This is a genomic window from Flavonifractor hominis (assembly GCF_040095835.1).
GTDB classification, from domain to species: domain Bacteria; phylum Bacillota; class Clostridia; order Oscillospirales; family Oscillospiraceae; genus Flavonifractor; species Flavonifractor hominis.
In genome coordinates this window covers 42,217-65,892 of record NZ_JBBMFT010000010.1, presented here as the reverse complement: position 1 = coordinate 65,892, position 23,676 = coordinate 42,217, and the positions used below count along the sequence as shown (strand labels likewise).

General features: G+C 61.1%; 18 protein-coding genes and 1 riboswitch. Of the genes, 10 read left to right on the top strand and 8 right to left on the bottom strand.

Annotated features, from left to right (window positions below):
- Positions 1-126: 126 nt before the first annotated feature.
- A riboswitch (TPP riboswitch) is annotated at positions 127-237 on the top strand.
- A gap of 66 nt (positions 238-303) precedes the next feature.
- The 6 genes from WMO45_RS12160 (at position 304) to WMO45_RS12135 (ending at position 9,782) form a co-directional block, all read left to right on the top strand.
- A complete protein-coding gene (locus WMO45_RS12160) occupies positions 304-918 on the top strand; it encodes an ECF transporter S component (protein ID WP_349141059.1) in 615 nt (204 codons plus the stop codon).
- A 5-nt stretch (positions 919-923) separates the two neighbouring features.
- Positions 924-1,802, top strand: a complete 879-nt coding sequence (locus tag WMO45_RS12155) for an ABC transporter substrate-binding protein (RefSeq protein ID WP_349141058.1) — start codon at positions 924-926, stop codon at positions 1,800-1,802.
- A 1-nt stretch (position 1,803) separates the two neighbouring features.
- Positions 1,804-3,252 (top strand): ABC transporter ATP-binding protein, encoded by a 1,449-nt coding sequence (locus WMO45_RS12150; RefSeq protein ID WP_349141057.1) that lies wholly within the window; start codon positions 1,804-1,806, stop codon positions 3,250-3,252.
- The gene (locus tag WMO45_RS12145) at positions 3,227-3,931 is read left to right on the top strand and encodes an energy-coupling factor transporter transmembrane component T family protein (RefSeq protein WP_349141055.1); all 705 of its coding nucleotides are present in this window, start codon (positions 3,227-3,229) and stop codon (positions 3,929-3,931) included. Before WMO45_RS12150 ends, WMO45_RS12145 begins: the two co-directional genes overlap by 26 nt.
- 321 nt (positions 3,932-4,252) lie before the next feature.
- A complete protein-coding gene (locus tag WMO45_RS12140; protein ID WP_349141054.1) occupies positions 4,253-8,503 on the top strand; it encodes an alpha/beta hydrolase domain-containing protein in 4,251 nt (1,416 codons plus the stop codon).
- Positions 8,504-8,651: 148 nt separating this feature from the next.
- The gene (locus WMO45_RS12135; RefSeq protein ID WP_349141053.1) at positions 8,652-9,782 is read left to right on the top strand and encodes a DUF362 domain-containing protein; all 1,131 of its coding nucleotides are present in this window, start codon (positions 8,652-8,654) and stop codon (positions 9,780-9,782) included.
- A gap of 58 nt (positions 9,783-9,840) precedes the next feature.
- Here the strand turns inward: WMO45_RS12135 and WMO45_RS12130 are convergent, their stop codons facing one another.
- The 3 genes from WMO45_RS12130 to metF are packed head-to-tail and all read right to left on the bottom strand — an operon-like array spanning position 9,841 to position 13,779.
- Positions 9,841-12,216: a homocysteine S-methyltransferase family protein gene (locus WMO45_RS12130; protein WP_349141052.1), complete on the bottom strand. Its 2,376-nt coding sequence runs from the start codon at positions 12,214-12,216 to the stop codon at positions 9,841-9,843.
- 5 nt (positions 12,217-12,221) lie between these two features.
- The gene (locus WMO45_RS12125; protein WP_349141051.1) at positions 12,222-12,902 is read right to left on the bottom strand and encodes a Vitamin B12 dependent methionine synthase activation subunit; all 681 of its coding nucleotides are present in this window, start codon (positions 12,900-12,902) and stop codon (positions 12,222-12,224) included.
- Positions 12,889-13,779, bottom strand: coding sequence for a methylenetetrahydrofolate reductase [NAD(P)H] (gene metF, locus WMO45_RS12120; protein ID WP_349141050.1), 891 nt, complete (start codon positions 13,777-13,779; stop codon positions 12,889-12,891). The genes WMO45_RS12125 and metF overlap by 14 nt, the downstream gene beginning before the upstream one ends.
- A gap of 250 nt (positions 13,780-14,029) precedes the next feature.
- On the opposite strand from metF, the gene WMO45_RS12115 reads away from it, so the two are divergent.
- From WMO45_RS12115 to WMO45_RS12105, 3 genes are all read left to right on the top strand, one after another.
- Complete coding sequence (locus WMO45_RS12115) at positions 14,030-14,860, top strand: helix-turn-helix domain-containing protein (RefSeq protein ID WP_349141049.1); 831 nt, start codon at positions 14,030-14,032, stop codon at positions 14,858-14,860.
- Between the two features lie 180 nt (positions 14,861-15,040).
- Positions 15,041-15,979: a diguanylate cyclase domain-containing protein gene (locus tag WMO45_RS12110; RefSeq protein WP_349141048.1), complete on the top strand. Its 939-nt coding sequence runs from the start codon at positions 15,041-15,043 to the stop codon at positions 15,977-15,979.
- A 56-nt stretch (positions 15,980-16,035) separates the two neighbouring features.
- Positions 16,036-16,572, top strand: coding sequence for a cysteine hydrolase family protein (locus WMO45_RS12105; protein WP_349141047.1), 537 nt, complete (start codon positions 16,036-16,038; stop codon positions 16,570-16,572).
- Between the two features lie 83 nt (positions 16,573-16,655).
- Here the strand turns inward: WMO45_RS12105 and nspC are convergent, their stop codons facing one another.
- Genes nspC through WMO45_RS12080 form a run of 5 tightly spaced genes read right to left on the bottom strand, consistent with a single transcriptional unit; the run spans position 16,656 to position 22,341 of the window.
- The gene (nspC, locus tag WMO45_RS12100) at positions 16,656-17,873 is read right to left on the bottom strand and encodes a carboxynorspermidine decarboxylase (protein ID WP_435387692.1); all 1,218 of its coding nucleotides are present in this window, start codon (positions 17,871-17,873) and stop codon (positions 16,656-16,658) included.
- Positions 17,873-19,132, bottom strand: coding sequence for a saccharopine dehydrogenase family protein (locus WMO45_RS12095; RefSeq protein WP_349141046.1), 1,260 nt, complete (start codon positions 19,130-19,132; stop codon positions 17,873-17,875). The genes nspC and WMO45_RS12095 overlap by 1 nt, the downstream gene beginning before the upstream one ends.
- 34 nt (positions 19,133-19,166) lie before the next feature.
- A complete protein-coding gene (speB, locus tag WMO45_RS12090; protein ID WP_349141045.1) occupies positions 19,167-20,021 on the bottom strand; it encodes an agmatinase in 855 nt (284 codons plus the stop codon).
- On the bottom strand, positions 20,018-20,872 hold the full coding sequence (gene speE, locus WMO45_RS12085; protein ID WP_349141061.1) for a polyamine aminopropyltransferase: 855 nt from the start codon (positions 20,870-20,872) through the stop codon (positions 20,018-20,020). Before speE ends, speB begins: the two co-directional genes overlap by 4 nt.
- Complete coding sequence (locus tag WMO45_RS12080; protein ID WP_349141044.1) at positions 20,872-22,341, bottom strand: aminotransferase class I/II-fold pyridoxal phosphate-dependent enzyme; 1,470 nt, start codon at positions 22,339-22,341, stop codon at positions 20,872-20,874. The genes speE and WMO45_RS12080 overlap by 1 nt, the downstream gene beginning before the upstream one ends.
- A gap of 665 nt (positions 22,342-23,006) precedes the next feature.
- On the opposite strand from WMO45_RS12080, the gene WMO45_RS12075 reads away from it, so the two are divergent.
- Entirely contained in the window at positions 23,007-23,633 is a 627-nt protein-coding gene (locus WMO45_RS12075) for a hypothetical protein (RefSeq protein ID WP_349141043.1), read from the top strand.
- Positions 23,634-23,676: the final 43 nt, after the last annotated feature.

The window sequence follows — 23,676 nt, the reverse complement described above, 5'->3', positions numbered from 1 at the left end:
CTGGAGACGGGCCGGGAAGATAGGTAACGCCAACACAAAAGACGGACTTCTTTTGAAGTCCGTCTTTTGTTATTTCCTGCTTGCCTTTTTTGACAAAAGGTGCTATGATACACCTCGAGTCTGCACAACTGAATGCTGGGGGGCCGGATGGAATCCGGCTGAGAGTTAGGCTGTACTGCCTATGACCCATGGAACCTGTTGGGTAATGCCATCGTAGGGAGCGCGGGGAACGCCGTTTTTTTCAAGTCGCTCAGCGAAGGCTGTGCGGCTTTTTATTTTGGGAAAACGGAGGTCCAAGTACAAATGAAACAACGGGAAAACTGGAAACTCAAGGATGTAGTCATGATGGCCATCCTGGGCGTGCTCTTTGCAGCGGTCTATCTGGCTGTGTTTGACGGAGGGCTGGTGCTCTCTACGGCACTGGCGCCCATGGGGCTGTCGGCGTTCGGGTTTGAGATCATTTACGGTGTGTGGTTCATGGCGGCCACCATCGCGGCCTATATCATCCGCAAGCCGGGCGTAGCGCTGATTACCGAGGTGCTGGCCTCGTTTGTGGAGCTGCTTATGGGCAATTCCGGCGGCGCTACTGTAGTGCTCACCGGTGTGATCCAGGGACTGGGATGCGAGCTGGGGTTTGCGCTGTTCCGCTATAAGCGCTACAACCTGCTGTCCATGGCTATCTCCGGCATTTTTGCCGCGATCTTTATTTTCTGCTATGAGCTCTACTATCTGCAGTATTATCTGCTGGCCCCCAGCGTACTGGCCGCCCAGCTGGCGGTGCGCTTTATCAGCGCCATCGTCTTTGCGGGGATCATCAGCAAGCTGGCCTGTGACGGGCTGGCCCGTACCGGAGTGCTGAAAAACTATGCCGTGGGCGCCAAACTGGCGGCCGTGGAGATCGACGACGAGGAGGAGTAATCAAAATGGGAAAGATCAAGGTCGTTCTGGACTGGTTTGCCAATACCAACCATACCGGGTTCCTGCTGGCGGAGAAGCGGGGCTATTTTGCCCAGGCGGGGCTGGAAGTGGAGATCGACGGTGAGGTACACGGCGTGATGGATCTGCACGGGGCCGACATGGTGCTGGGTCCCCAGATCTCCATGCTGGACTGCATGGCCCGGGGCGTGGAGATGACGGCGGTGGCCGTACTTACCCAGCGGTGTGACTCGGGCATTGTCTCCCTGAAGGAGAGCGGCATCACTTCGCCCAGAAAGCTGGAGGGCAAGCGGCTGACCCACTGGGCGCCCCGCTGGTTCCACGGCGTCATCGGCGAGGCGGTGCGCATCGACGGCGGCGATTACGCCAAGGTCCAGCTGGTCCCCATGGATGTGGGCGACATTGTGGCCACCCTGGGTACCACCGCGGACGCCACTTGGGTCTATGAGAACTGGGAGAACCAGGAACTGATCGAGGCGGGCAAGGAGATCAATTTCATCAACCTGGCGGACGTGGATCCCCTGTTTGACTTCTGCGCCCCCTGTATAGCCGCTACCCACCAGATCCTGCGGGAGCGGCCCGAGGACGTGCGCGCCTTCCTGGCGGCGCTGGACCGGGCGTACATCGAGGTGGCCCATGACCCGGAGGGCACCGTCCTGGAGGTCAAGGAGGGGCTGCCCAAGGTATCGGATGCCCTGCTGGTGCGCAGCCAGAAGCATCTGGCGCCGCTGCTGCTCAACGAGAAGGGCCACTGGGGTACCATGCGTCCCGAGCGCTGGGAGCGCATGGCCGACTGGCTGGTGGCCAACGGCTACTACGACCACCGCCGCAGCGACGAATACACCAACGAATACCTGCCCGGGTGAGATGGGACAGATTGCCTTTGAACAGCTGACCTTCCGTTACCAGGAGCAGGGCAAGCACAACGTGCTGGAGGGGCTGGACGCGGTGTTTGACTCCAGCCAGATCACGGTACTCACCGGGCCCTCGGGGTGCGGGAAGAGCACGCTGCTCTACCTGGCAGCGGGAATCTATCCGCAGAATGCCGGCTTTCTCCAGCAGGGCAGCGTGCGGGTGAACGGCCAGGACCCGGCTGCCCTCCGGCCCAATGAGCGCTGCCGGCTGGTGGGGATGATGTTCCAGAATCCCGAGCTGCAGTTCTGCATGGATACGGTGGAAAACGAGCTGATCTTCTGCCTGGAAAACCTGCGGGTGCCGGCGGAAGAGATGGATGGGCGGATAGAGCAGGCGCTGGCCTTCTGTGAGATCCCCCACCTGCGCCGGCGGACCCTGGCCTCCCTCTCCGGAGGGGAGAAGCAAAAGGTAATGCTGGCCTGCCTGGTGCTGCTGCGGCCTGCCTGGCTGCTGCTGGACGAACCCTTTGCCAACATTGACGACGCCACAGCGGCCCACTTGTGCCGGCAGTTTGCGCGGCTGCACCGGGAATACGGCGTGGGCGTGCTGGCCATCGACCACAGGCTGGACCACTGGCTGTCCATTGCCGACGTGGTGCGGGTCATGGACCGGAAGGGGCAGCTGGGCGCGGAAGGCTGCCCGCCCGGGGCGCGCACGGCGGAGGAGTGGGCCGAGCTGGGCATCAGCGCCCCCGGTTATCCCTATCAGACCACCCGCCCGGCCAAGACTGGGCCGGAGGAGCCGGTGCTGGAACTGCGGGAGCTGGGGGTGACCTTGGAGGGGCAGCCGATCCTCTCCGGGATCAACGCCCGATTTTACCGGGGGCGCATCCACGCCATTCTGGGCCAGAGCGGAAGCGGGAAGAGTACCCTCTTTGGGGCGCTGAGCGGTCTGTACCGCTACCGGGGTTCGGCCCGGCTGGAAGAAACGGAGCTGGCGGGCCACCGCCGGGCGCTGCTGGGGCGGATGGGTTTTGTCACCCAGAGCCCCCAGGATCAGTTCGTGGCCGACACGGTGCTGGACGAGGTGGCGGTCAGCCTGCGGAAAAAGGGCGGCGGGACCGATCCCATGGCGGGGGCCGAGCAGGTCCTGCGGGACATCCAGCTCTGGCGCTACCGCAGGCTCTCTCCCTATATGCTCAGCCAGGGCCAGCAGCGGCGCCTGGGTGTGGCGGCCCTGCTGGCCTACGACTGCCGGGTGCTGGTGTGTGACGAACCCACTTATGCCCAGGATCGCGGGCGGACCGTGGCCATCATGCAGGCGCTGCAGCGGGAGGTAACGGAGCGGGGCCTTACCCTGATCCTGTCCACCCACGACCGGGCGCTGGCCCGGGATTATGCCGACGTGATTTACGAGCTGAAGGGAGGTACGCTGCATGAAGTCGCTCAACCCCTCCTGTAAGCTGATCGGATTGCTGATCCCCACGCTGCTGCTGGCTGCCCTGCACCATCCGCTGGTCAATCTGGTAGTCTTTGCAGTCTGCCTGGCGGTGATGCTGGTCTCACGGGTCAACGGGAAGCTGTTGGCCGGGGCCATGGTGCCGGTGCTGCTGACCGCCCTGGGGATGTATTCCACCGGCTACCACTTCCACGCGGACAGCGGCCTGCCCATCAATACCGCCGCCCAGCAGCTGGGGGACGGGGCGGTGTGGAACGGCCTGATTTTCGGCAGCCGGGTGCTGGCCTTTGCGGGGCTGGGGCTGCTGTTCGTGCTGACCACCGACCGCATCAAGCTGATCCGCTCCCTGCAGCAGCAGCTGCGCCTGCCGCCGGTGTTCGCCTACGGTCTGCTGGCAGCCTGGGGTATGGTGCCCCAGATGATTCGGGAATACCGCAGGACCCGCGCAGCCTTTGCCGCCCGTGGGATCCGGGTCTTTCCGGTGGCTCCGGCGCTGCTCAAGCCGCTGCTGGTCAAGTCGGTGCGCTGGTCGGAGGAGCTGGCCATCGCCATGGAGTCCAAGGGCTTTGACGGCGGCAGGGACCGTACCCGGTACGACCCTATGTGCCTGCGTGCGGTGGACATCGCGTTTCCCATCGTGACCAGCGGCCTGTTTTTGGCGCTTTACCTCTTGTTTCGCTGAGAAAAAAGGACACACCTTGGGTGTGTCCTTTTTTTACTTTGATTATACATATAGTAATAATATTGCGAAAAATACGATATTTTTGAGGTAAATAATAAAAAAACTTAAAAAATATTAAGAAAAGGGATTGAACGAGTGAATATAACGTGCTAATATGTTAACAAAGAAAGCAAAAAATGCCTGAAGTAAAATGAACATTTTGACGAAAAAATGATGACACTTTGCGAAAAAGGGCAAGTTTTGCTGGAGAAAAAAAGGGAGGGATGGCGTAAACGGCGAAAAAAGATGTCAAATAGTAATCAAAAGAAAGGAAGGGAAACCATGAAAAAAAGAGGAGGGCAGCGGGCAGTTTCACTGCTGCTGGCTACGGCGCTGACCGTTGGAATGTCCACGGGTGGCGCTTGCGCGATCGCCGCGCCCGGTACGGCTGCAGCGGTGGAGGTGCAGAGCCTGAATACCTTTACTGATCTGGAAGGGCACTGGGCAAAGGATGCCATTCTGCGCTGGAATGGCTACGACGTTGTCAACGGCGTAGGCGCCGGGCGGTTTGCTCCGGATGAGGCGCTGACCAGGGTACAGTTTTTTGCCATGCTGGGGCGTGTGCTGGGGGGAACGCAGCGGGCTGATCTGAGCCAGTTCCCCGATGTAGACCCCAACGCCTGGTATGCGGAGGATCTTGCCCGGGCGGTAGCTCTGGGGCTGACCATCGGCGATGAGAACAAGAACATTCATCCCAATGATTACATCACCCGTGAGAGCATGGCGGTGGTCATGGCACGGGCGTTCCAGCTCAGTGGCGGAAACGGCATGGGGCAGTTTACTGATGCGGGCCAGGTGTCCTCTTGGGCTGCCGATGCGGTAAGCGCCGTGGCCTCGGCCGGGGTGATGAAAGGAAAAGACGGCGGACGGTTTGCTCCGGCTGATAACGCCACCCGGGCGGAGGCGGTAGCCGTTTTGGACCAGGCGCTGGCGGCACTGATCCAGGCGGACGCCAGCGGAGACGTTGCAGGCAACGCTCTGATCAACACCAATGGCGTGACGCTGTCCGGCGGTACGGTGAGCGGCCGGCTGTATCTCAGCCAGGGCGCTCAGCAGAACGTCGCTCTGGAGAAGGTGAATGTGCAGCAGCAGACCATTGTGATGGGCGGCGGTTTCCAGGCCGACGGGAGCAGCTTTGGTGAGCTGCGGATTACCGCGGACAATGCGGTGGTGACCCTCTCCAAGGACTGCGCGGTGGACAAAGTGGTGATCACCGGCAAGAACGTATCCCTGCTGGGTGAGTGTGTAGCCGACCAGGTGGAGATCCACGCCGAAGGGGCAAAGCTTGCCACCAAGCCCGGCAAGATCGTGCTGGATGACGGTCTGAGCGCCACTGTGGCCGGTAAGGCCTACCCGACGACCAGTTCCGGTTCTTCCAGCTCTTCCAGCGGCAGCGATAACGAGGACGGCGGCTCGGATACCCCCTCTGAAACGCTGAGTCCCGATGCGGCGAAGATCCGTACCAGCATGACGAACGTCGACACGGCGAAGGGCTTCTCGCTGGTAAATGTGCCTTCCGAGTGCACCACCAACCACAAAAACGGTGAAGAGGTGGGCAGCCATCCCTTCAGCTCCATGTACTGCTCGGTGGGCGAGATCGACAAGCTGGTGGAGCAGATGGGCTATGGCGAGGCGGAGTACTTCATGAGCGGTACCGCGAATGTGTACGGCCTGGCCGAGACCGGGGTCAACGTCCCTGTGATCAAGACCTCCGGCGCGGACTACACCACCCGCCTTCTGATCCACTATCCGAAGGATGCGGAGAAGTTCTCGGGCAACATCTATGTGGACATCCTCAATGCCTCGGCGGGATATGACCTGGAGGACATCTACCGCCGGAGCTACCAGCACTTTATGGAGAACGGAGACATCTACATCGGCATCACCTCCAAGACCACCACGGCTCAGGCGCTGAAGAACTTCGATGCCGAGCGCTATGCCGACATTGACTGGCTGGTGGACAACGACGACCCTGCTTCGGCGGAGAACGGCCTGTTCTGGGATATGCTCTCCCAGCTGGGTACGGTGCTGAAGGAGCGGCCGGAGGATCTGCTGGGTGCGGATCTGGGCGCGAAGGCGAAAGCCAACGGCCGCACGTATCTGGTGGGTCAGAGCCAGTCCGGCTTCTACCTGCAGACCTACCTGAGCGTGTTCTATCCCTACATCAACAACATTCTGGACGGCAAGGACATCTTTGACGGCTACTTCAATGCGGTAGGCGCCACGCCGACCACCCTGTCCACCGGGGTGTCCATCACCAACACAGGCTGGCCGGACACGGAGGAGCCCTACCTGGTGGTAATGGGCGAGGGCGAGGCCAAGATGCGCCTGTCCATGGGCTACTATGCGACGAAGGCGGACTCGGACACCAGCACCAGCAAGTTCCGGCTGTACGAGGTGGCGGGCGCGCCCCATGCCGACCCCACGTCGGAGATCCTGCCCAACAACTTTGAGATCGCCAAGGCAAAGGCGGATGGTACCTCCCGCGACATCAAGAAGTACGAGGGGGATCACGTGGAGGGCGATCTGCACCTCAACGAGTTCATCACGGGTGCGCTGGTGAACCTGGACGAGTGGGCCCGCAACGGTGTGGCGGCCCCCGCCGGCCAGCTGCTCCAGGCGGATGAGACCGGCAAGGCCATTGCCCGGGACGCCTACGGCAACGCGCTGGGCGGCCTGCGCAGCCCGAAGATCGACGCGCCTCTGGCCACCTATTATGGGTGCATCAACGACAGTTCCTACTCCACCGAGGGCAGCATGATCCACTTCACCCAGGCGCAGCTGGACGAGCGGTATGAGGGTTCCAGCCAGGCGGAGAAGTACGCCGACTACCTGTCGGAGTTCAAGGCCAGCGCGGACAAGGCCCTGGCGGAGCGGTACATCACCCAGAGCGACTATGATAAGCTGATCGCCTGGAGCAAGGAGACCTCGGCGTTTGGTCAGAAGGACGGGGAGATCCTCGCCGGCCAGACCACAGTACCCACCGTGGAGCTGCAGGATGCCTCCGGTGAGGAGATCTTCAACTCCACCGCCATGAGCGTGGGCCAGAAGGACGAGAGCTGGGACGAAAAGGCCCCCGTGTGGGTTCCCGCACTGCAGCTCAATGACGACGGCACCATCCAGTACGTGAACAAGAGCGGCGCTGAGCCGACTTACTCCGAGAAGTACACGGAGAAGGAGTATTTCGTCTCCGGTACGGCCAACCTCTACGACATCGCTCCGGACAACCGCCTGATGGTGCGGGAGGACGGCCTGCCCTACACCAACCGGATCCTGGTGCGTGCGCCTGCGGACCCGGAGAAGTTCAACGGCAAGGTGTATGTGGATATTCTCAATGCCAGCGACAAGTATGACAATGAGTCCCTGTGGCGGCGTGCCTACGGGATGATCATGGAGGAGGGCGCGGCCTATGTGGGCATCACCTCCAAGCCGGTGTGCGTGGCGGCGCTGCAGCGGTTCAGCGACCGGTATGATGAGCTGAGCTGGGCCAGCCCCAACACCTGGCTGTTCTCCTCCTACAAGATCGACAAGGCCAATGGCCAGACGGCCGAGCAGGCCTATGAGAACTTCTGGGTGACGGCGGGCGAGCTGCCCTACACCGACATCGGTCTGGTGTGGGACATTCTGAGCCAGACGGGCTATGCCATCCAGGCCAACACGGCGGACATGTTCGGCGCGGGCAAGAGCGTGGAGGGCGTGTACCTCTACGGTCAGAGCCAGAGCGGCTTTGTAATGAACGAGTACTTCCGGTTCATGGACTTCCTCAAGGACAATGGCAAGGCCCTGCCCTTTGACGGCTTCATGAACGTGGTGGGCACCTATCCGGCCAACAAGATCAACCAGTCGGACACCACGGCCATTGCGGCCAACACGGAGGACGGCTACTACATCGGCAAGAACCTGGGTGTGCCGGTGATGTATGTGACCTCTCAGATGGACTACAACGCCTCCTTCCGGCCGGAGGGCAGCAATGTGGACGAGGACAGCCTGTTCGCTCTGTATGAGATCGCGGGTGCGCCCCACTCCGACCCCGCGGCCCCGGTGTTCCCCTACAACGATATTCTCACCGCCATGGGCTATCCCGCCCGGAACCTGTTCCCGACCTTTGACCAGGGCCAGGTGGTGAGCGACTACAACTCCAACATGTTCGTGCAGGCGCTGCTGCTGCAGCTGGATGCCTGGGCCCAGGAGGGCACCGCCCCCACGGCGCTGGAGAATCCCTACCTCACCAAGGAAGAGGACGGTACGGTGAGCGGCGGGCTGCGTTCCCCGCAGCTGGACGCCCCTGTGGCGCACTACTATGAGAAGCCTCTGGGCAGCGCCTTCTCCACCACCGGCACCATGGTGCCCTACACCGCCGAGGAGCTGAAGGCGGCCTACACCGACAAGGCCGACTACATTGCCAAGTTCAACGCGGCCCTGGAGAAGCTGGTGGAGGCCGGTCTCATCCGTGCTACCGACAAGGGCTATATGGAGCAGTACCGTGACGCCAAGGCGGCCGAACTGGAGTCCATTCTGACCCCGGCCCCCTAAACCGGACGTGGTAGAAGGAAAAAAGAAAGCCCCGATGCAGGAAACTGCATCGGGGCCTCTTTTTCCTGTGGATTTGCGAAAAAGACTTGACTTGGAGTGTACCCCAGGAAGTATAATGGACTTAACTTTTTCATGAGGAGAAAACGATATGCAGCAAGCAAAAGTTTACTTTACGGATTTCCGCACGCCGGCCTTTGGGGACGGCCTGCCCACTAAGCTCAAGAAGCTGCTGCGGAAAGCCGGGATCGATCAGATCGATATGGACGGAAAATTTGTGGCCATCAAGATGCACTTTGGTGAGCTGGGCAACATCAGCTTCCTGCGTCCCAACTACGCCCGTGCGGTGGCAGATGTGGTAAAGGAGCTGGGGGGCAAGCCCTTCCTGACCGACTGCAACACCATGTACCCCGGCAGCCGGAAGAACGCGCTGGAGCATCTGGAGTGCGCCTGGCAGAATGGCTTTACCGCCCTGACGGTGGGCTGCCCCATCCTCATCGGCGACGGGCTGAAGGGCACCGATGATGTATCCGTGCCCGTGGTGGGCGGCGAATACGTCAAGGAGGCCAAGATCGGCCGGGCGGTGATGGATGCCGACGTATTCATCAGCCTGACCCACTTCAAGGGCCACGAGATGACCGGCTTCGGCGGGGCCATCAAGAACATCGGTATGGGCTGCGGTTCCCGGGCGGGCAAGACCGAGCAGCACAGCGGCGGTCAGCCCCGCATTGATGAGCAGGCCTGCCGCGGCTGCCGCAAGTGCCAGAAGGAGTGCGCCAACGGCGGCCTGGTCTTTGACGAGACTACCCGCAAGATGCATGTGGATACCGAGCACTGTGTGGGCTGCGGCCGCTGCCTGGGCGCCTGCAACTTTGACGCCATCCAGTTCAAGGACTACGCAGCCAACGCCCTGCTCAACTGCCGCATGGCGGAGTATACCAAGGCGGTGGTGGACGGCCGGCCCAGCTTCCATATCTCCCTGGTGGTGGACGTCTCCCCCAACTGCGACTGCCACGGCGAAAACGACGCGCCCATCCTGCCGGATATCGGCATGTTCGCCTCCTTCGATCCCCTGGCGCTGGACCAGGCCTGTGTGGACGCCTGCATGGCGGCCCAGCCCCTGCCCCAGAGCCTGCTGGGGGACAACATGGCCAAGCCGGACTTCTGCGATCACCACGACCACTTCACCAATGCTCACCCCGAGTCGGAGTGGCAGACCTGCCTGGAGCACGCCGAGAAGATCGGCCTGGGCACCCGCTCTTACGAGCTCATCCGCGTATAAAACAAAAGCTCCCCACCACGGTGGGGAGCTTTTTTATGGGTTTAGGGGAGAAAAATATTCAGGGGAGCAGGCTTTCGGCGTAGCGCACGTCGCTCATGGCGTCCTTGCCGTAGAAGTCGGCGCCAATGCGCTGGGCGTAGTCGGCGGTGAGCACCGCGCCGCCGGCCATGATGCGGCACTGAGGGGCCCGCTGCCGCAGCAGGGCGATGGTCTGCTCCATGCTGCCCACGGTGGTGGTCATCAGGGCGGACAGGCCGCACAGACCGGCCCCCTCCCGTACCACGGCGTCTGCCACCGCCTCCGGGGAGACGTCCTTGCCCAGGTCGATGACCTGATAACCGTAGTTCTCCAGCAGGACCTTGACGATGTTTTTGCCGATGTCGTGTACATCCCCCTTCACCGTGGCCAGCACCACCTTCCCTTTAGAGGCGGGCAGCTGCCCGGGCTGAGCGGTCATGCGCTCCCGCAGCAGCTCGAACACCGCCCGCGCGGCGTCGGCGCTCATCAGCAGCTGGGGCAGGTAGAGCTGCCCGCGCTCAAACTGGGCCCCCACCTGGTCCAGGGCGGGGATGAGGGCGGTGTCGATGATCTCCATGGGGGCGCGTCCGGCGTCCAGGTCCGCCCGTGCGGCGGATACCGCGCTCTCCCGCAGGCCGCGGAGCACGGCCTGCTTCAGGTCCGGCCCCTCTGTGGGGGCTGCGGGATGGGCGTCGGGAGATGCCTGGGCCATGGCGGCGATGTAGGCCTGGCAGTTGGCGTCCTGGCCGTTGAGGGCCCGGTAGGTCAGGCAGGCCTGCATCATGGCCTTGGAGTTGGGGTTTAGGATGGCGGCGGACAGGCCGTGCTCCAGAGCCAGCAGGAAGAAGGCGGCGTTGACCGTCTCCCGCTGGGGCAGGCCGAAGGAGATATTGGACACACCCAGAGAGGTGTGGCAGCCCAGCTGCTCCCGGATCAGGGTGAGGGCCTCCAGCGTGGTCCGGGCGGCGGTGGGGTCGGCGCTGATGGTCATGGCCAGGGTGTCGAACACCAGGTCCTCCCGGGGGATGCCGTAGGCGGCGGCGGTGTCTACGATGCGCCGGGCGATGGCCAGCCGGCCCTCCGCCGTGGGAGGAATGCCCTCCTCGTCCAGGGTGAGGGCGATGGCCACGCCGCCGTATTTGCGCATCAGGGGGAAGACGCTGTGCATGCTCTCGTGCTTGCCATTGACCGAGTTGACCAGCGGGCGGCCGTTGTAGAGCCGCATGGCCTGTTCCATGGCGGCGGGGTCGGCGGTGTCGATCTGCAGGGGCAGGTCGGTGACCCCCTGCAGCTCCGGGATGAGCAGGGCCAGGGTGGCGGCCTCGTCCAGGTCGGGCAGTCCGGCGTTTACATCCAGCACCTGGGCCCCGTTTTGCTGCTGGGTCACGGCTTCCCGCAGGACGTAGTCCACGTCCCGCTCCCGCAGGGCTTGCTTGAGCCGGGGCTTGCCGGTGGGGTTGATGCGCTCACCGATGAGCACGGGGCCCTGGGCAAAGTCTACGGTCCGGGCGTAGGAGGATACCCAGGTGCGGTGCTTGGGCTGCAGGGGGAGGGGGGACAGGGAACGGCAGGCCTCCGCCATGGCGCGGATGTGCTCCGGCGTGGTGCCGCAGCAGCCGCCCACGATCCAGGCGCCGTCCCGGGCGAACTGCGCCATCTGCCCGGCAAACTGCTCCGGGGTGACGTGGAAGTGGGTGCAACCGTCGGTGCACTCGGGCAGTCCGGCGTTGGGCTGGAGCAGGATGGGAAGGGAGGCGTATTGGCACAGGGTGGGGAAGAGGGCGGCCATCTGCTGGGGACCCAGCCCGCAGTTGAGACCCAGCGCATCCACGCCCAGTCCCTCCAGCAGGGCCACGGCGGCGGGAATGTCTCCGCCGGTGAGCAGCCGTCCCCGCTCATCCAGGGCCACGGTGACAAAGATGGGCAGCGTACAGTTCTCCTTCGCGGCGATCACTGCGGCCTTGGCCTCGTACAGGTCGCTCATGGTCTCGATGAGCACCAGGTCGGCCCCGGCCTCCGCGCCGGCGCGGATGGCGGGGGCGTAGGCGGCCACCGCCTCCTCAAAGGACAGGTCCCCCGCCGGCTGGAGCAGCCGCCCCGTGGGGCCCACGTCCAGGGCAACGTAGCCGTGTCCGGCCTGCTCCACCGCGGCCCGGGCCAGGCGCACCCCGGCGGCGGCGATCTCCTCCACCGGGTGACCGGCCAGCTTGACGGCGTTGGCGCCAAAGGTGTTGGTGGTGATGATATCCGCGCCGGCGGCCAGATAGCGGCCGTGCAGCTGCTGGATGAGGGCGGGCTGCTCCAGATTCCACAGCTCCGGCTCCCGCCCGGCGGGCAGGCCGGCAGCCTGCAGCATGGTGCCCATGGCGCCGTCGCAGATCAATACCCGGCGGCCCAGTTCTTCTCGTAGCTTCATCAGTGCTAGCTCCCTTGCGTTGGATTTTGAGGGGTCACGTCCGTCCGGCGGAAGGCGCAGTCGGTCTTACCGCAGGACGCGCACCCGCCGGGGCGGCAGGTGGGATCTGGGGAAAGACCGATGACGGCGGTGACCGATTTGGTGGGGATGAGCATTCTGGCCTGGCTGGCGGTGAGGCCGATGCGCTTTTGGGCCTCCAGCGCGGCCAGCAGGGCGGGCTGGAAGTCCACGGAGAAGTCCCCGTATCCGGGGCTGAAGCGGGGGCGAAGCCAGAGCCCCTCCTCCGCCACCTCTCCGGCGATGCGCCCGCCGCACTCGTCGCAATAGGCCTCCAACAGGGAGGCGGCGCAGGCCTGGCACACCACGGCAGCGCTGACCTCAGTAACAGCGCAGCGGCGGATGAGCCGGTCCACCTCCGCCCCCAGAGTGGCGGCAAACAGGTAGGCGCCGGTACAGCCGTTGAGATGGCGGCGCAGGTGGCGGCTTGGGATGGACATACCGGCCAGTTCCATTCCATCCGCCTCCAGCTGCAGCGGGAAGCGCCGCCACACGGCCCGGGGCCGGGCGGTCTGCTCCAGCTCACGGCCCCAGCGCTCCAGCAGCTGCTCCAGCGCCTCATCCACCACGCCGCCCGGCCGGTGCAGGCCCAGGTACCGCCGGGCCTCGGCCCAGTCAATCCTGGCCATGGGGACGCAGGATGGACGAGAGGTTGTCCATGATCTTGGCGGCCACATCGGGCTTGTTCATGGTGTAGATGTGGATGTGGGTCACGCCGTGGGCGATGAGGTCCAGGATCTGCTCGGTGGCGTAGGCGATGCCGGCCTGGCGCATGGCGGCGGGGTCGTCGCCGAAGCGGTCGGCGATGCCCTGCAGCCGGGGGGGCATGACGGTACCCGAGAGTTCGCAGGAGCGCTGGATCTGGCGCACGCTGATGACCGGCATGATGCCCGCCACGATGGGTACGGTGATGCCGTGGTCCAGGGCCCGGAACAAGAAGCGGTAGAGCACGTCGTTGTCAAAGAACATCTGGGTGGTGAGGAAGTCCACGCCGGTGTCCACCTTGCGCTTGAGGTTGTCCAGATCGGTGTAGAAGTGGGGGCACTCCACATGGCCCTCCGGATAGCAGGCCCCGCCGATGCACAGATCGGCGCCGCCCTCCAGGCTCCGCAGGAAGGAGACCAGCTCATTGGCGTAGTGGAAGCAGTCCGGACGGGGGAACTGGGCGTCCTGGGGAATATCGCCCCGGAGGGCCAGGATGTTTTCGATGCCGGCCTGCCGCAGGCGGCCGACCATAGCGGCGATCTCTTCCCGGGTGGAGGAGACGCAGGTCAGGTGAGCCAGGGCGGGGACGTGATAGACGTCCTGCAGGCGGCTGGCCAGTTCCAACGTGCGCTTGGAGGTGCTGCCACCCGCGCCGTAGGTGACGCTGATAAAATCGGGGGCCAGGGCGGCGGTGTCCCGCAGGACGTCGTCCACATGCTCCAGGGCAGCGCCGCTCTTGGGCGGGAAGAGCTCGCAGGAGACGGTGATTTCATGTTGGGCTAGCAGTGCGGAAAGCTTCATAGGGGATGCTCCTTCTCTTTGGATGGGATCACAGCACAGAAGGCATCTGCCGTTGCAGATGCCTTCGGATTCATGAGACAAATTAGACAGTTATTTTATCATAACATGCACAGGAAAAAAGTACAAGCAGTTTTGCCGCTTTTGCCCGGTGCAACCGCTGGTTGCGCACAGTTCAAGGCGGCTTGGTAGACAAATTGCCCCGTCGCCGCTATACTTGGAACATCATGCGAGATGAGGAGGAGCAGAGAACATGACATTGGGTGAGACGATTCACCGCCTGCGGACGGAGCGGAACCTGTCCCAGAGCGACCTGGCAGAGGCGCTGGACGTGTCCCGCCAGTCCATCTCCAAGTGGGAGACCGACGGGGCGGTGCCCGAGCTTGATAAGCTGGTGAAGCTCAGCGGGCTGTTCGGGGTGTCCCTGGACGAACTGGTGCTGGGGGACCAGGCCAAGCAGACGCCTCAGCCGGCTGCCCCTGCCCCTGCGCCCGCAGACGGAGTGAAACCAACCGGCGGGCGGCACACCACAGTGGGGGTGATCCTGCTGTGTTTTGGCGCGCTGGTCTGGCTGCTGCTGACCCTGATGGGTGGGCTATTGGGAGGGTTGATGCTTGCCTGCCCCTTTGTGCTGTGCGGCGCGGTCTGTCTGTGCAGTCGGAAGCACACGGGACTGTGGTGCGCCTGGGTGCTTTTTTTCAGCGTCAACAGCTATCTGCGCTACGCCACGGGGATCACATGGCGGCTGACGCTGTGGACGCTCCAGTATGAGCCCAGCATGAACTATCTCCGCCTGGCCTTTGCCTGGGGGGAACTTTTGTGCTTTGTCCTGCTGCTGGTGTTCACCGTGCTGCGTCTGGGGCGCCAGCCGCTGGAAAGCACCGGACGGCGGCTGGGCTTGCTGGCGGCAGGGTGGGCCGTGTTTGCCGCGCTGCACATTCCCTTTGCAGGGCTCTCCCAGGTGTGGTATCTGTGGGGGGACTGGTGTAAATTCGCCCTGTTGAGCGTCCTGCTTACGGTCAGCGTGCGGCTGATCCGGGGGTGGAAGGAAAGAAAAGGAAAACAGATAGCGCCCGGAACATAGCCTCGGTAGAGCGGCAGCTGCTTTTGCGGCTGCCGCTTTTTTCAGAATATGGGAAGGACGTTGACACAGGTACATTTCTTCGCTAAACTGATACCACACAAGAAACTGGAAATAAAGTCTGTGATTGCAATTTAAAAATAGAAAGCGGGAAAAAACGGGAATGTAATGGGGAACGGTAACATGGATGATTTATGCAAACGGACCGAACAGCTGTGGGAGATTTATTTTAAAGGAGAAGAGGAATGCAATCTCCGGGCGATGGATGAATTTTTAGACCCGGAGTGTGTGATTATCGGCACGGGCCGACATGAATTCTATAAAAATGTATCTGAATTTGTGAATGCGCTGCGCCAGGAAATTACAGAGCGAAAAGACCTTCAGTTTCAGTTCAAAGACTTTTGGTGTCAGCAGAAGCCGGCGGGGCCGGATGTATGCCTGGTCTACGGGGGGATCTCCATCTGGTGGGAGAGCGAGGACAAAACGCTCAAGATCGATATGGACAGCCGCTTTTCCATTTTGTATAAGCGGGAAGCGAGCGGGTGGAAGGTAGTGCATATCCACCAGTCGATGCCAAATTTGGAACAGCTGGACGGGGAATACTATCCCAAGACCCTTTCGCAGCAGATGAAGCAGTCCCAGGAGAAGATCGCAGAGCTGACCGAGTTGGCACAGAGGGACAGCCTGACCCATCTGATCAATTTCCGGACCTTCAAAAAGTGTTACCAGAACTGGAATGAGGATAATTCCTGGCTGTTTATTGTTGACGTGGACAAGTTCAAACAAATCAATGACAATTATGGGCATGTGGCGGGCAACCGGGTGCTTCAAAAAATAGCAGATGTGCTGTTGTCCACGGTGCGCGCATCCGACCTTGTATGTCGGATGGGTGGGGATGAATTTCTGATTCTCTGCGGTGGATTCCACAGCCAGGAGGAAGCGGAGACGTTTATCAAACGGCTGCAAAAGCGGGTGCTGGATGCGGGAAAAGGAGAACGGGCGTGGGCCGGTATCTCGGCGGGGACAGCCAAAATCCATGCCGGGGAATCCCTGGAGACGGTGTTGGGTCGGGCCGATCTCGCACTTTACGCGGAAAAAAGGGACCGAAGCGGATTGCTGTGACCCAATCTGCATGGTCGGAAAGGCAATGGAGCTTGGCTCAGAAGGAGGGACAGGACGTGAAGTATCTCATCGTGATCGATGTACAGAACGATTTTGTTACAGGCGCCTTGGGAACGCAGCAGGCCCAGGATATGCTGCCCCGGCTGTTGAAAAAAATGCGGGAATTTGAGGGCGAGATCTGGATGACCCGCGATTGTCATGACGGCGCCTATCTGAACACACAGGAGGGAAAGCATCTCCCGGTCCCGCACTGTGTGGCGGGAACGGAAGGGTGGCGCTTTCCGGAGGAGGTAGAACAGCTTCGGATGCAGTGCGCCGCGCCGGTGTATGAAAAGACAAGTTTTGGAAGTGTTTCCCTCGTGGCCGCGCTGAAACAGGCCTGCGAGCGGGGCGGGGTAGAGTCGGTGGAGCTGGTGGGGCTTTGTACGGACATCTGTGTGGTGAGCAATGCACTGATGATCAAGGCGGTTTTGCCGGAATTGCCGGTTTATGTGGATGCAGACTGCTGTGCGGGTGTCACGCCCGAGCGGCACGAGGCGGCGCTGACCGTAATGGAGAGCTGCCAGATCGAGGTCAGGCGCGCACTTGTGTGACGGACTTTGGACAAGCATAAAATGGACAGCAGCAAAAACAGCCCTCCTTTTACAGGAGGGCTGTTTTGTATGTGAGGGGACGGTTATAGACGATTCGCTCTGCCCAGCCGCTCCTTAAACGTTTCGTAGCCAAACCGGGTCAGCCGGGTGAGGCTGCCGGCCCGGTCCAGACGCCAGAGGTCGGGCAGAGGCATGCCGTTGAAGGTGTTGTTTTTACAGGTGGTATAGATGGCCATATCACCGAAGAGAACCAGGTCGCCTTCCGCCAGGGGGGCTTCAAAGGAGTAGTCGCCGACGACGTCTCCGGCCAGACAGGTGGGGCCGGCCAGACGGAAAGGGTGGCCCTCACCTGGTTCGGTACTGGCGCCCAGGATGGGCGGCTGATAGGGCATCTCCAGCACGTCGGGCATATGGCAGGCGGCGCTGGCGTCCAGAATGGCGATTCTGGTGCCGCCGTTTTCCACGATGTCCAGCACCCGGCTGACAAAGTAGCCCGCGTTCAGGGCCACGGCCTCTCCCGGTTCCAGATAGACGGTGACGTTCCAGGCTTGCTGGGCGTGTCGGATACAGTTCTCCAGAGTGGCAAGGTCGTAGTCGGGGCGGGTGATGTGGTGTCCGCCCCCCATGTTGAGCCACTGCATCCGGGGCAGAACATCCCCAAACTTCTCTTCTACCGCAGCCAAGGTGGTATTCAGAGCGTCGGAGTTCTGCTCGCACAGGGTGTGGAAGTGAAGACCGTCCAGCAGCGCCAGGGTTTCTTCATCCATCTCCCTGTCCCACACATCCCGGGTCACACCCATGCGGCTGCCAGGTGCGCAGGGGTCATAAATGGCGTGGCCTTCCTGGGTGGAACACTCCGGATTGATCCGCAGCCCCAGACTTTTGCCCGCCATCTTGCCCAAGGGACCGAAGACTTTCAGCTGGTGGATGGAGTTGAAGACGATGTGGTCGGCGTATCGGAGCAGCTCCTGAAATTCCTCCTGCCGGTAGGCACCGCAGAATACATGGACCTCCTTGCCCGGCATCTCCTCCCACCCGAGCCGGGCCTCATAGAGGCCGCTGGCCTCGGTACCGGCCAGATAGGGAGCCAGGAGGGGATAGAAATCGTAGTTGGAAAAGGCCTTCTGGGCCAGCAGGACCCGGCAGCCGGTACGTTCTGCCAGGGCGGCGAGTACCGCACCGTTTTCCCGCAGCCGTGCCTCGTCGATGACATAGCAGGGAGTGGGCAGGGCGGCAAACAGCGCCATGGGATCGTACCGGGACAGTCCCGCAAACTGGGGATCGTGTAAGGTTTTGACCATCAGTCCACCAGTACGGGGTTGTGGTTCTCGCTGCGGGGCAGACCGTACTTGTCCAGAGCATCCAGGAAGGGATCGGGATCAAACTCCTCCACCGTGTGCACGCCCTTCTGGGTCCACTTGCCGGTGAGCAGCATGAGAGCGCCGCACATGGCGGGCACACCGGTGGTGTAGCTGACGGCCTGGCTGGCCACCTCCTTGTAGCACTCCTGGTGGTCGCAGACGTTGTAGATGTAGTAAGTCTTGTCCTTGCCGTCCTTCTTGCCGGTGAAGATGCAGCCGATGTTGGTCTTGCCGTGGGTACGGGGACCCAGACTGGCGGGGTCGGGCAGCAGGGCCTTCAGGAACTTGATGGGCACGATCTGATGGCCTTCAAACTCCACGGGAGTGGTGGACAGCATCCCCACGTTCTCCAGACACTTCATGTGGGTGAGATAGCTCTGGCCGAAGGTCATGAAGAAACGGATGCGCTTGACCTCGGGGATGTTCTCGGCCAGGGACTCGATCTCCTCGTGGTGCAGCAGGTACATGTCCTTCTCGCCCACCTGGTCAAAGTGATACTCCCGCTTGATGCTCATGGCGGGGATCTCCACCCAGTGGCCGTCCTCCCAGTAGGAGCCGGGGGCGGACACCTCCCGCAGGTTCACTTCGGGGTTGAAGTTGGTGGCGAAGGGGTAGCCGTGATCGCCGCCGTTGCAGTCCAGGATATCGATGGTATCGATGGTGTCGAATTCATGCTTCTTGGCGTAGGCGCAGTAGGCCTGGGTCACACCCGGGTCGAAGCCGCAGCCCAGCAGAGCGGTGAGGCCGGCCTTCTCAAACTTCTCCCGATACGCCCACTGCCAGGTGTAGTCGAAGTAGGCGGAGAAACCCTTCTCCTTGCAGCGCTTCTCATAGGCGGCCTTCCACTCGGGCTCCTCGATGTCCTCGGGCTCGTAGTTGGCGGTGTCCATGTAGTTGACGCCGCACGCCAGGCAGGCGTCCATGATGGTCAGATCCTGGTAGGGCAGGGCGATGTTCATCACCAGGTCAGGCTGGTAGCTCTTGATGAGGGCGATGACCTCCTCCACATGGTCGGCGTCTACCTGGGCGGTGGTGATCTTGGTGGCAGTCTTGCCCTGAAGCTCAGCGGCCAGCTGGTCGCACTTGGACTTGGTGCGGCTGGCGATGCACAGCTCGGTGAATACGTCGCTGACCTGGCAGCACTTACGGATGGCTACGTTGGCCACGCCGCCGCAGCCGATGACTAATACTCTGCTCATAGTGATTCTCCTTTATGTCAATGAAATGAATCGGTTATTCGGACAGGGCCAGCAGCAGTTCCCGCAGCACCTTGCAGGCGGCGGCGGTGGAGACACCGCTGGGGTCCAGCATGGGGGCCAGTTCGTTCACGTCGGCCCCCACCACGTTGGTACGGGCCACCATTCGGATGGCTTCCAGCAGCTGGGGGAAGGTGACGCCGCCCGCTTCCGGGGTGCCGGTGCCCGGGAAGGCGGAGGGGTCCAGACAGTCCAGGTCGATGGTGAAGTAGACGGGAGCGCCGCTCCGGGCCAGAGCCTCGGTCAGCGTGTCCAGGCCGTCAAAGCAGAAGGGGTGCAGATCGGTATGGTCCTTGGCGAAACGGAACTCCTCCCGGTCGCCGCTGCGGATGCAGAACTGGTGGATGTGCCCGTCTCCCACCAGCTCGTGACAGCGGCGGATGACGCAGGCGTGGCTGAGCTTGGCCCCCAGGTAGTCATCCCGCAGGTCAGCGTGGGCGTCAAAATGGATGATGTGCATCTCCGGGTGGCGTTTGTGAACGGCCCGCACACTGCCCAGCGTCACCAGGTGCTCTCCACCCAGCAGCAGGGGCAGCTTGCCGGCGGACAGGATCTCTTCGGCCCGCGCTTCAATGTCATGGAGCGCAGCCTCCGCGCTGCCGAAGCAAAGTTCTAGATCGCCGCTGTCAAACACACGGCAGTCGGTAAGATCCTTATCCTGATAGGGGCTGTAGGTCTCCAGGCCGAAGCTCTCATGGCGCATGGCAGACGAGCCGAACCGGGCGCCGGGGCGGAAGCTGGTGGTGGAGTCGAAGGGGGCGCCGAAGAGGACGATGTCTGCCATCTCAAAGGGGCAGTCGCAGCCGATAAAGGTTTCGATATTGGGATTCATTTTTCCACTTCCTCCAACATCTCCTCCAGAAATGCGGGCAGGAAAAACGCTCCCGCGTGGAGGCGGACGGTGTAATACTTGGTTTTCAGATGGAGCTTGAGCCACTTTTCCCGGTCAAAGTCGTCAATAGGGTGGTATTTTTTACTGGCAAAGCCAAACAGCCAGTACCCTGCGGCATAGGTGGGGATGTGGGCCTGATAGACCCGGCTGATGGGGAAGGTGCTGACGATACGCTTGTGGCTGCGCTGGATGGCCTCGGCGTCATGGCGGTAGAAGGGACTGCCCTGCTGATTGACCATGATGCCGTCCTCCCGCAGGGCATTGTAGCAGATGCCGTAGAACTCCCGGGTAAAATATCCCTCGGAAGGGCCGAAGGGATCGGTGGAATCCACGATGATCAGGTCGTACTGAGCATGGCGGCGGCGGATGAAGCGCAGGGCGTTGTCAAAGTAGATGTGCACTCGTTTGTCATCCAGCCGGCAGGCGTTTTCCGGCAGATACTGCCGGCAGGCATTGACCACCTGCTCGTCCATCTCCACCAGGTCGATGGACTGGATGCACTCATATCGGGCCAGCTCACGGACAACGCCTCCGTCTCCGGCGCCGATGACCAGCACGTCCCGGACATTGGGGTGGACCGCCATGGGCACATGGGTGATCATCTCGTCGTAGATGAACTCATCCCGCTCGGTGAGCATTACATTGCCGTCCAGAGTGAGTACCTTGCCGAACTCCGGGGTATCGTAGATATCGATCTGCTGATAGTCGCTCTTCTGAGAATAGAGGTGCCGGTTGACCCGCAGGCTGTGCTTGACGTCGGGGGTGTGAAATTCACTGAACCAGAGCTCCATCATCGTACCTCCTCAGCCAGAATGTTGATCCGTTCGATTTCCGGGTCTTCGGTGCCGGTCATGGAGCAGCCCTTGGCCTTGGCGTAACGGATGTAGTCCAGAATTTCGGCGGTGATGCGCTCGCCGGGGGCCAGAATGGGAATACCGGGGGGATAGCACATGACGAATTCACTGCAAACCTTGCCCACACTGTCCTCCAGTGGGACGCTGCGCTTGTCGGCATAAAAAGCTTCCTGGGGGCTGGTGACGACCTCAGGATCGATGTACTCCTGATTCATCAGGCCGCTGCCATCGGTCTGGTAACGACGGCGGATCTCCGCCAGGGCGCTGACCAGCCGCTCCAGCTCCTGATAACGGTCGCCGATGGACAGGTAAGCCAGGATATTGCCGATATCGCCGAACTCGATCTGGATGTCGTACTCATCCCGGAGCAGATCGTAGACCTCGATGCCGGCCAGACCGATGTCCCGGGTGTGGACGCTGAGCTTGGTGGGATCAAAGTCAAAAATAGAGTCCCCATTGACCAGCTCCCGGCCGAACGCATAGTAGCCGCCTATGGCGTTGATCTCCTCCCGGGCGTACTCCGCCATGGACACAACGTGGCGAAAGACCTCTTTGCCGCGCAGGGCCAGGTTCCGCCTGCTGATGTCCAGGCTGGACATCAGCAGATAGCTGCCGGAGGTGGTTTGGGTGAGGTTGATGATCTTGCGTACATGGCCCTCCTGAATGTTGGGGCCGGTGAGCAGCAGGCTGGACTGGGTAAGGCTGCCGCCGCTTTTGTGCATGGACACCGCGGCCATGTCCGCTCCGGCGGCCATGGCGGAGACTGGCATATTCTCTCCAAAATAGAAGTGAGTGCCGTGGGCTTCATCGGCCAGACAGTACATCCCGGCGTCGTGGGCCATTTTCACGATGGAGCGCAGGTCGCTGCAGATGCCGTAGTAGGTGGGGTTGTTCACCAGCACGGCCACCGCGTCGGGATTCTCCCGGATGGCCTTGGCCACCTGCTCCCGCTTCATGCCCAGAGAGATGCCCAGACGGTGGTCCACCTCTGGGTTTACGTACACGGGGATGGCTCCGCAGAGGACCAGCGCATTGATGACGCTGCGGTGGACGTTGCGCGGCATGATGATCTTGTCTCCCCGCTTGCAGGTAGCCAGCACCATGGTCTGCACCGAACTGGTGGTGCCGCCTACCATCAAAAAGGCGTGGGCCGCGCCGAAGGCATCGGCGGCCAGTTCCTCCGCCTGCCGGATCACCGAGATGGGGTGACACAGGTTGTCCAGAGGCTTCATGCTGTTCACGTCGATGCTGACGCACTGCTCGCCCAGAAAGCGGGTCAATTCGGGGTTTCCGCGCCCACGCTTGTGTCCGGGCACGTCAAACGGGACCACCCGCATCTGACGGAAGGTCTGAAGCGCCTCGTAGATCGGGGCTTTGCTTTGGTCCGGGATATGCTCTCTTTTCATCTTCCAACACCTCAAAGCACAAAAAAACACAAGCTGCGCTCAGGCAGCTTGTGTTCAGATCAATTCGTACATAATAAAATCCGGGATCATCTGTTTTCGCTGTTCAATAGGAATGGGGGAGGGGAATACAGATAGGACGCCGGAAAATACATCTGGTACTGAGAGTCTATATAGCAACAAGATACTTTTACTACTCTTTTATTGACCGTTTCACAAGTCTGCGTACAAACGCATTTCGGTTATAAAGTAACCAACTTATAAAATTTGAGCTTTTAACTCAATCAATAAGGCGGCAAACCGCCAATCGGCAGTGGACCCGGCTGTCCGTATGGCCTTAACTTCCGAAGAAGTGGTCCCAGTATTCTTGGCCAGATAAACTCCAGTCAAATTCTCTCAAAAAAATAGCATAAGATTTTCTTCCTGTCAATTACTTTTTTCAAATTAAGTGGAAATAGGGCGAAATCAGGCGTTTTATGTCCCATGCAGCGGACGGTTCGGATGCCTGCGTCTTAAGAAAACTTAAGAGAATATTTATATGCCCCGATCGGTTGCTGTGGTATAATCTCAAAAACGCGAGAGAGAAAAGCCGGAAGAGCTTGGGTTTGCTGCAGACGGATAACGATGCGTGTATGAGAGGATGGACGGCAGACCAGGGGGGCGGAACGATGGAGCATACAGATTATATTTTTCGAATCAGTCCGTATGACAGAGAGAAATTTTTACCACAGGTTGGAAAGGCACTTGAAAAACGCACGGAGCTGATATCGCGCAAAAAGTATCCCGCTTTATGGAACGTGACCGACCGGTTGCGTGCTCTGCCGGGGGGGAAGACGAGAAGCAGGCTCCGCACCAAAGTCCTGAGTGTGATCTGTCTGATCTTGGGTATTTTGCTCTTTGTCCCCGGGCTGATGGAACCGCAAGAGTTGACTGTCCCGCTTATTGCGGGTGCATTTGCCATAGGCGCCGGCATCGGCGGACTGTGGCGCAGCCGAAAACACAGGGTGAATGCCTTTGAGAAAGCGGCCCGAAAGCTATTGGAAAGCGTGGGCAGCCGTTCAAGTGAAGAGGAGACTACCGTTTCCTTTTCAGACACCGGAATGACGATAGCAGTGGATAACAACGTGAGCAGGCCGGTGCCCTATCATGAGTTTGAGTGTGCCGTTGAGACGGAGGATATGATCTTGTTTGTTTATGCAGAACGTGTTATGGTACTGCAAAAATCCGATTTGACAACGCATACAACGGAACAGTTCCATGCATTTCTTTCAGAAAAAATAGCTGAATTTTGGTAAGAAAGCAAGGCTGGTTTCCTTTGTGAAGAGCCAGAAGAGAGCA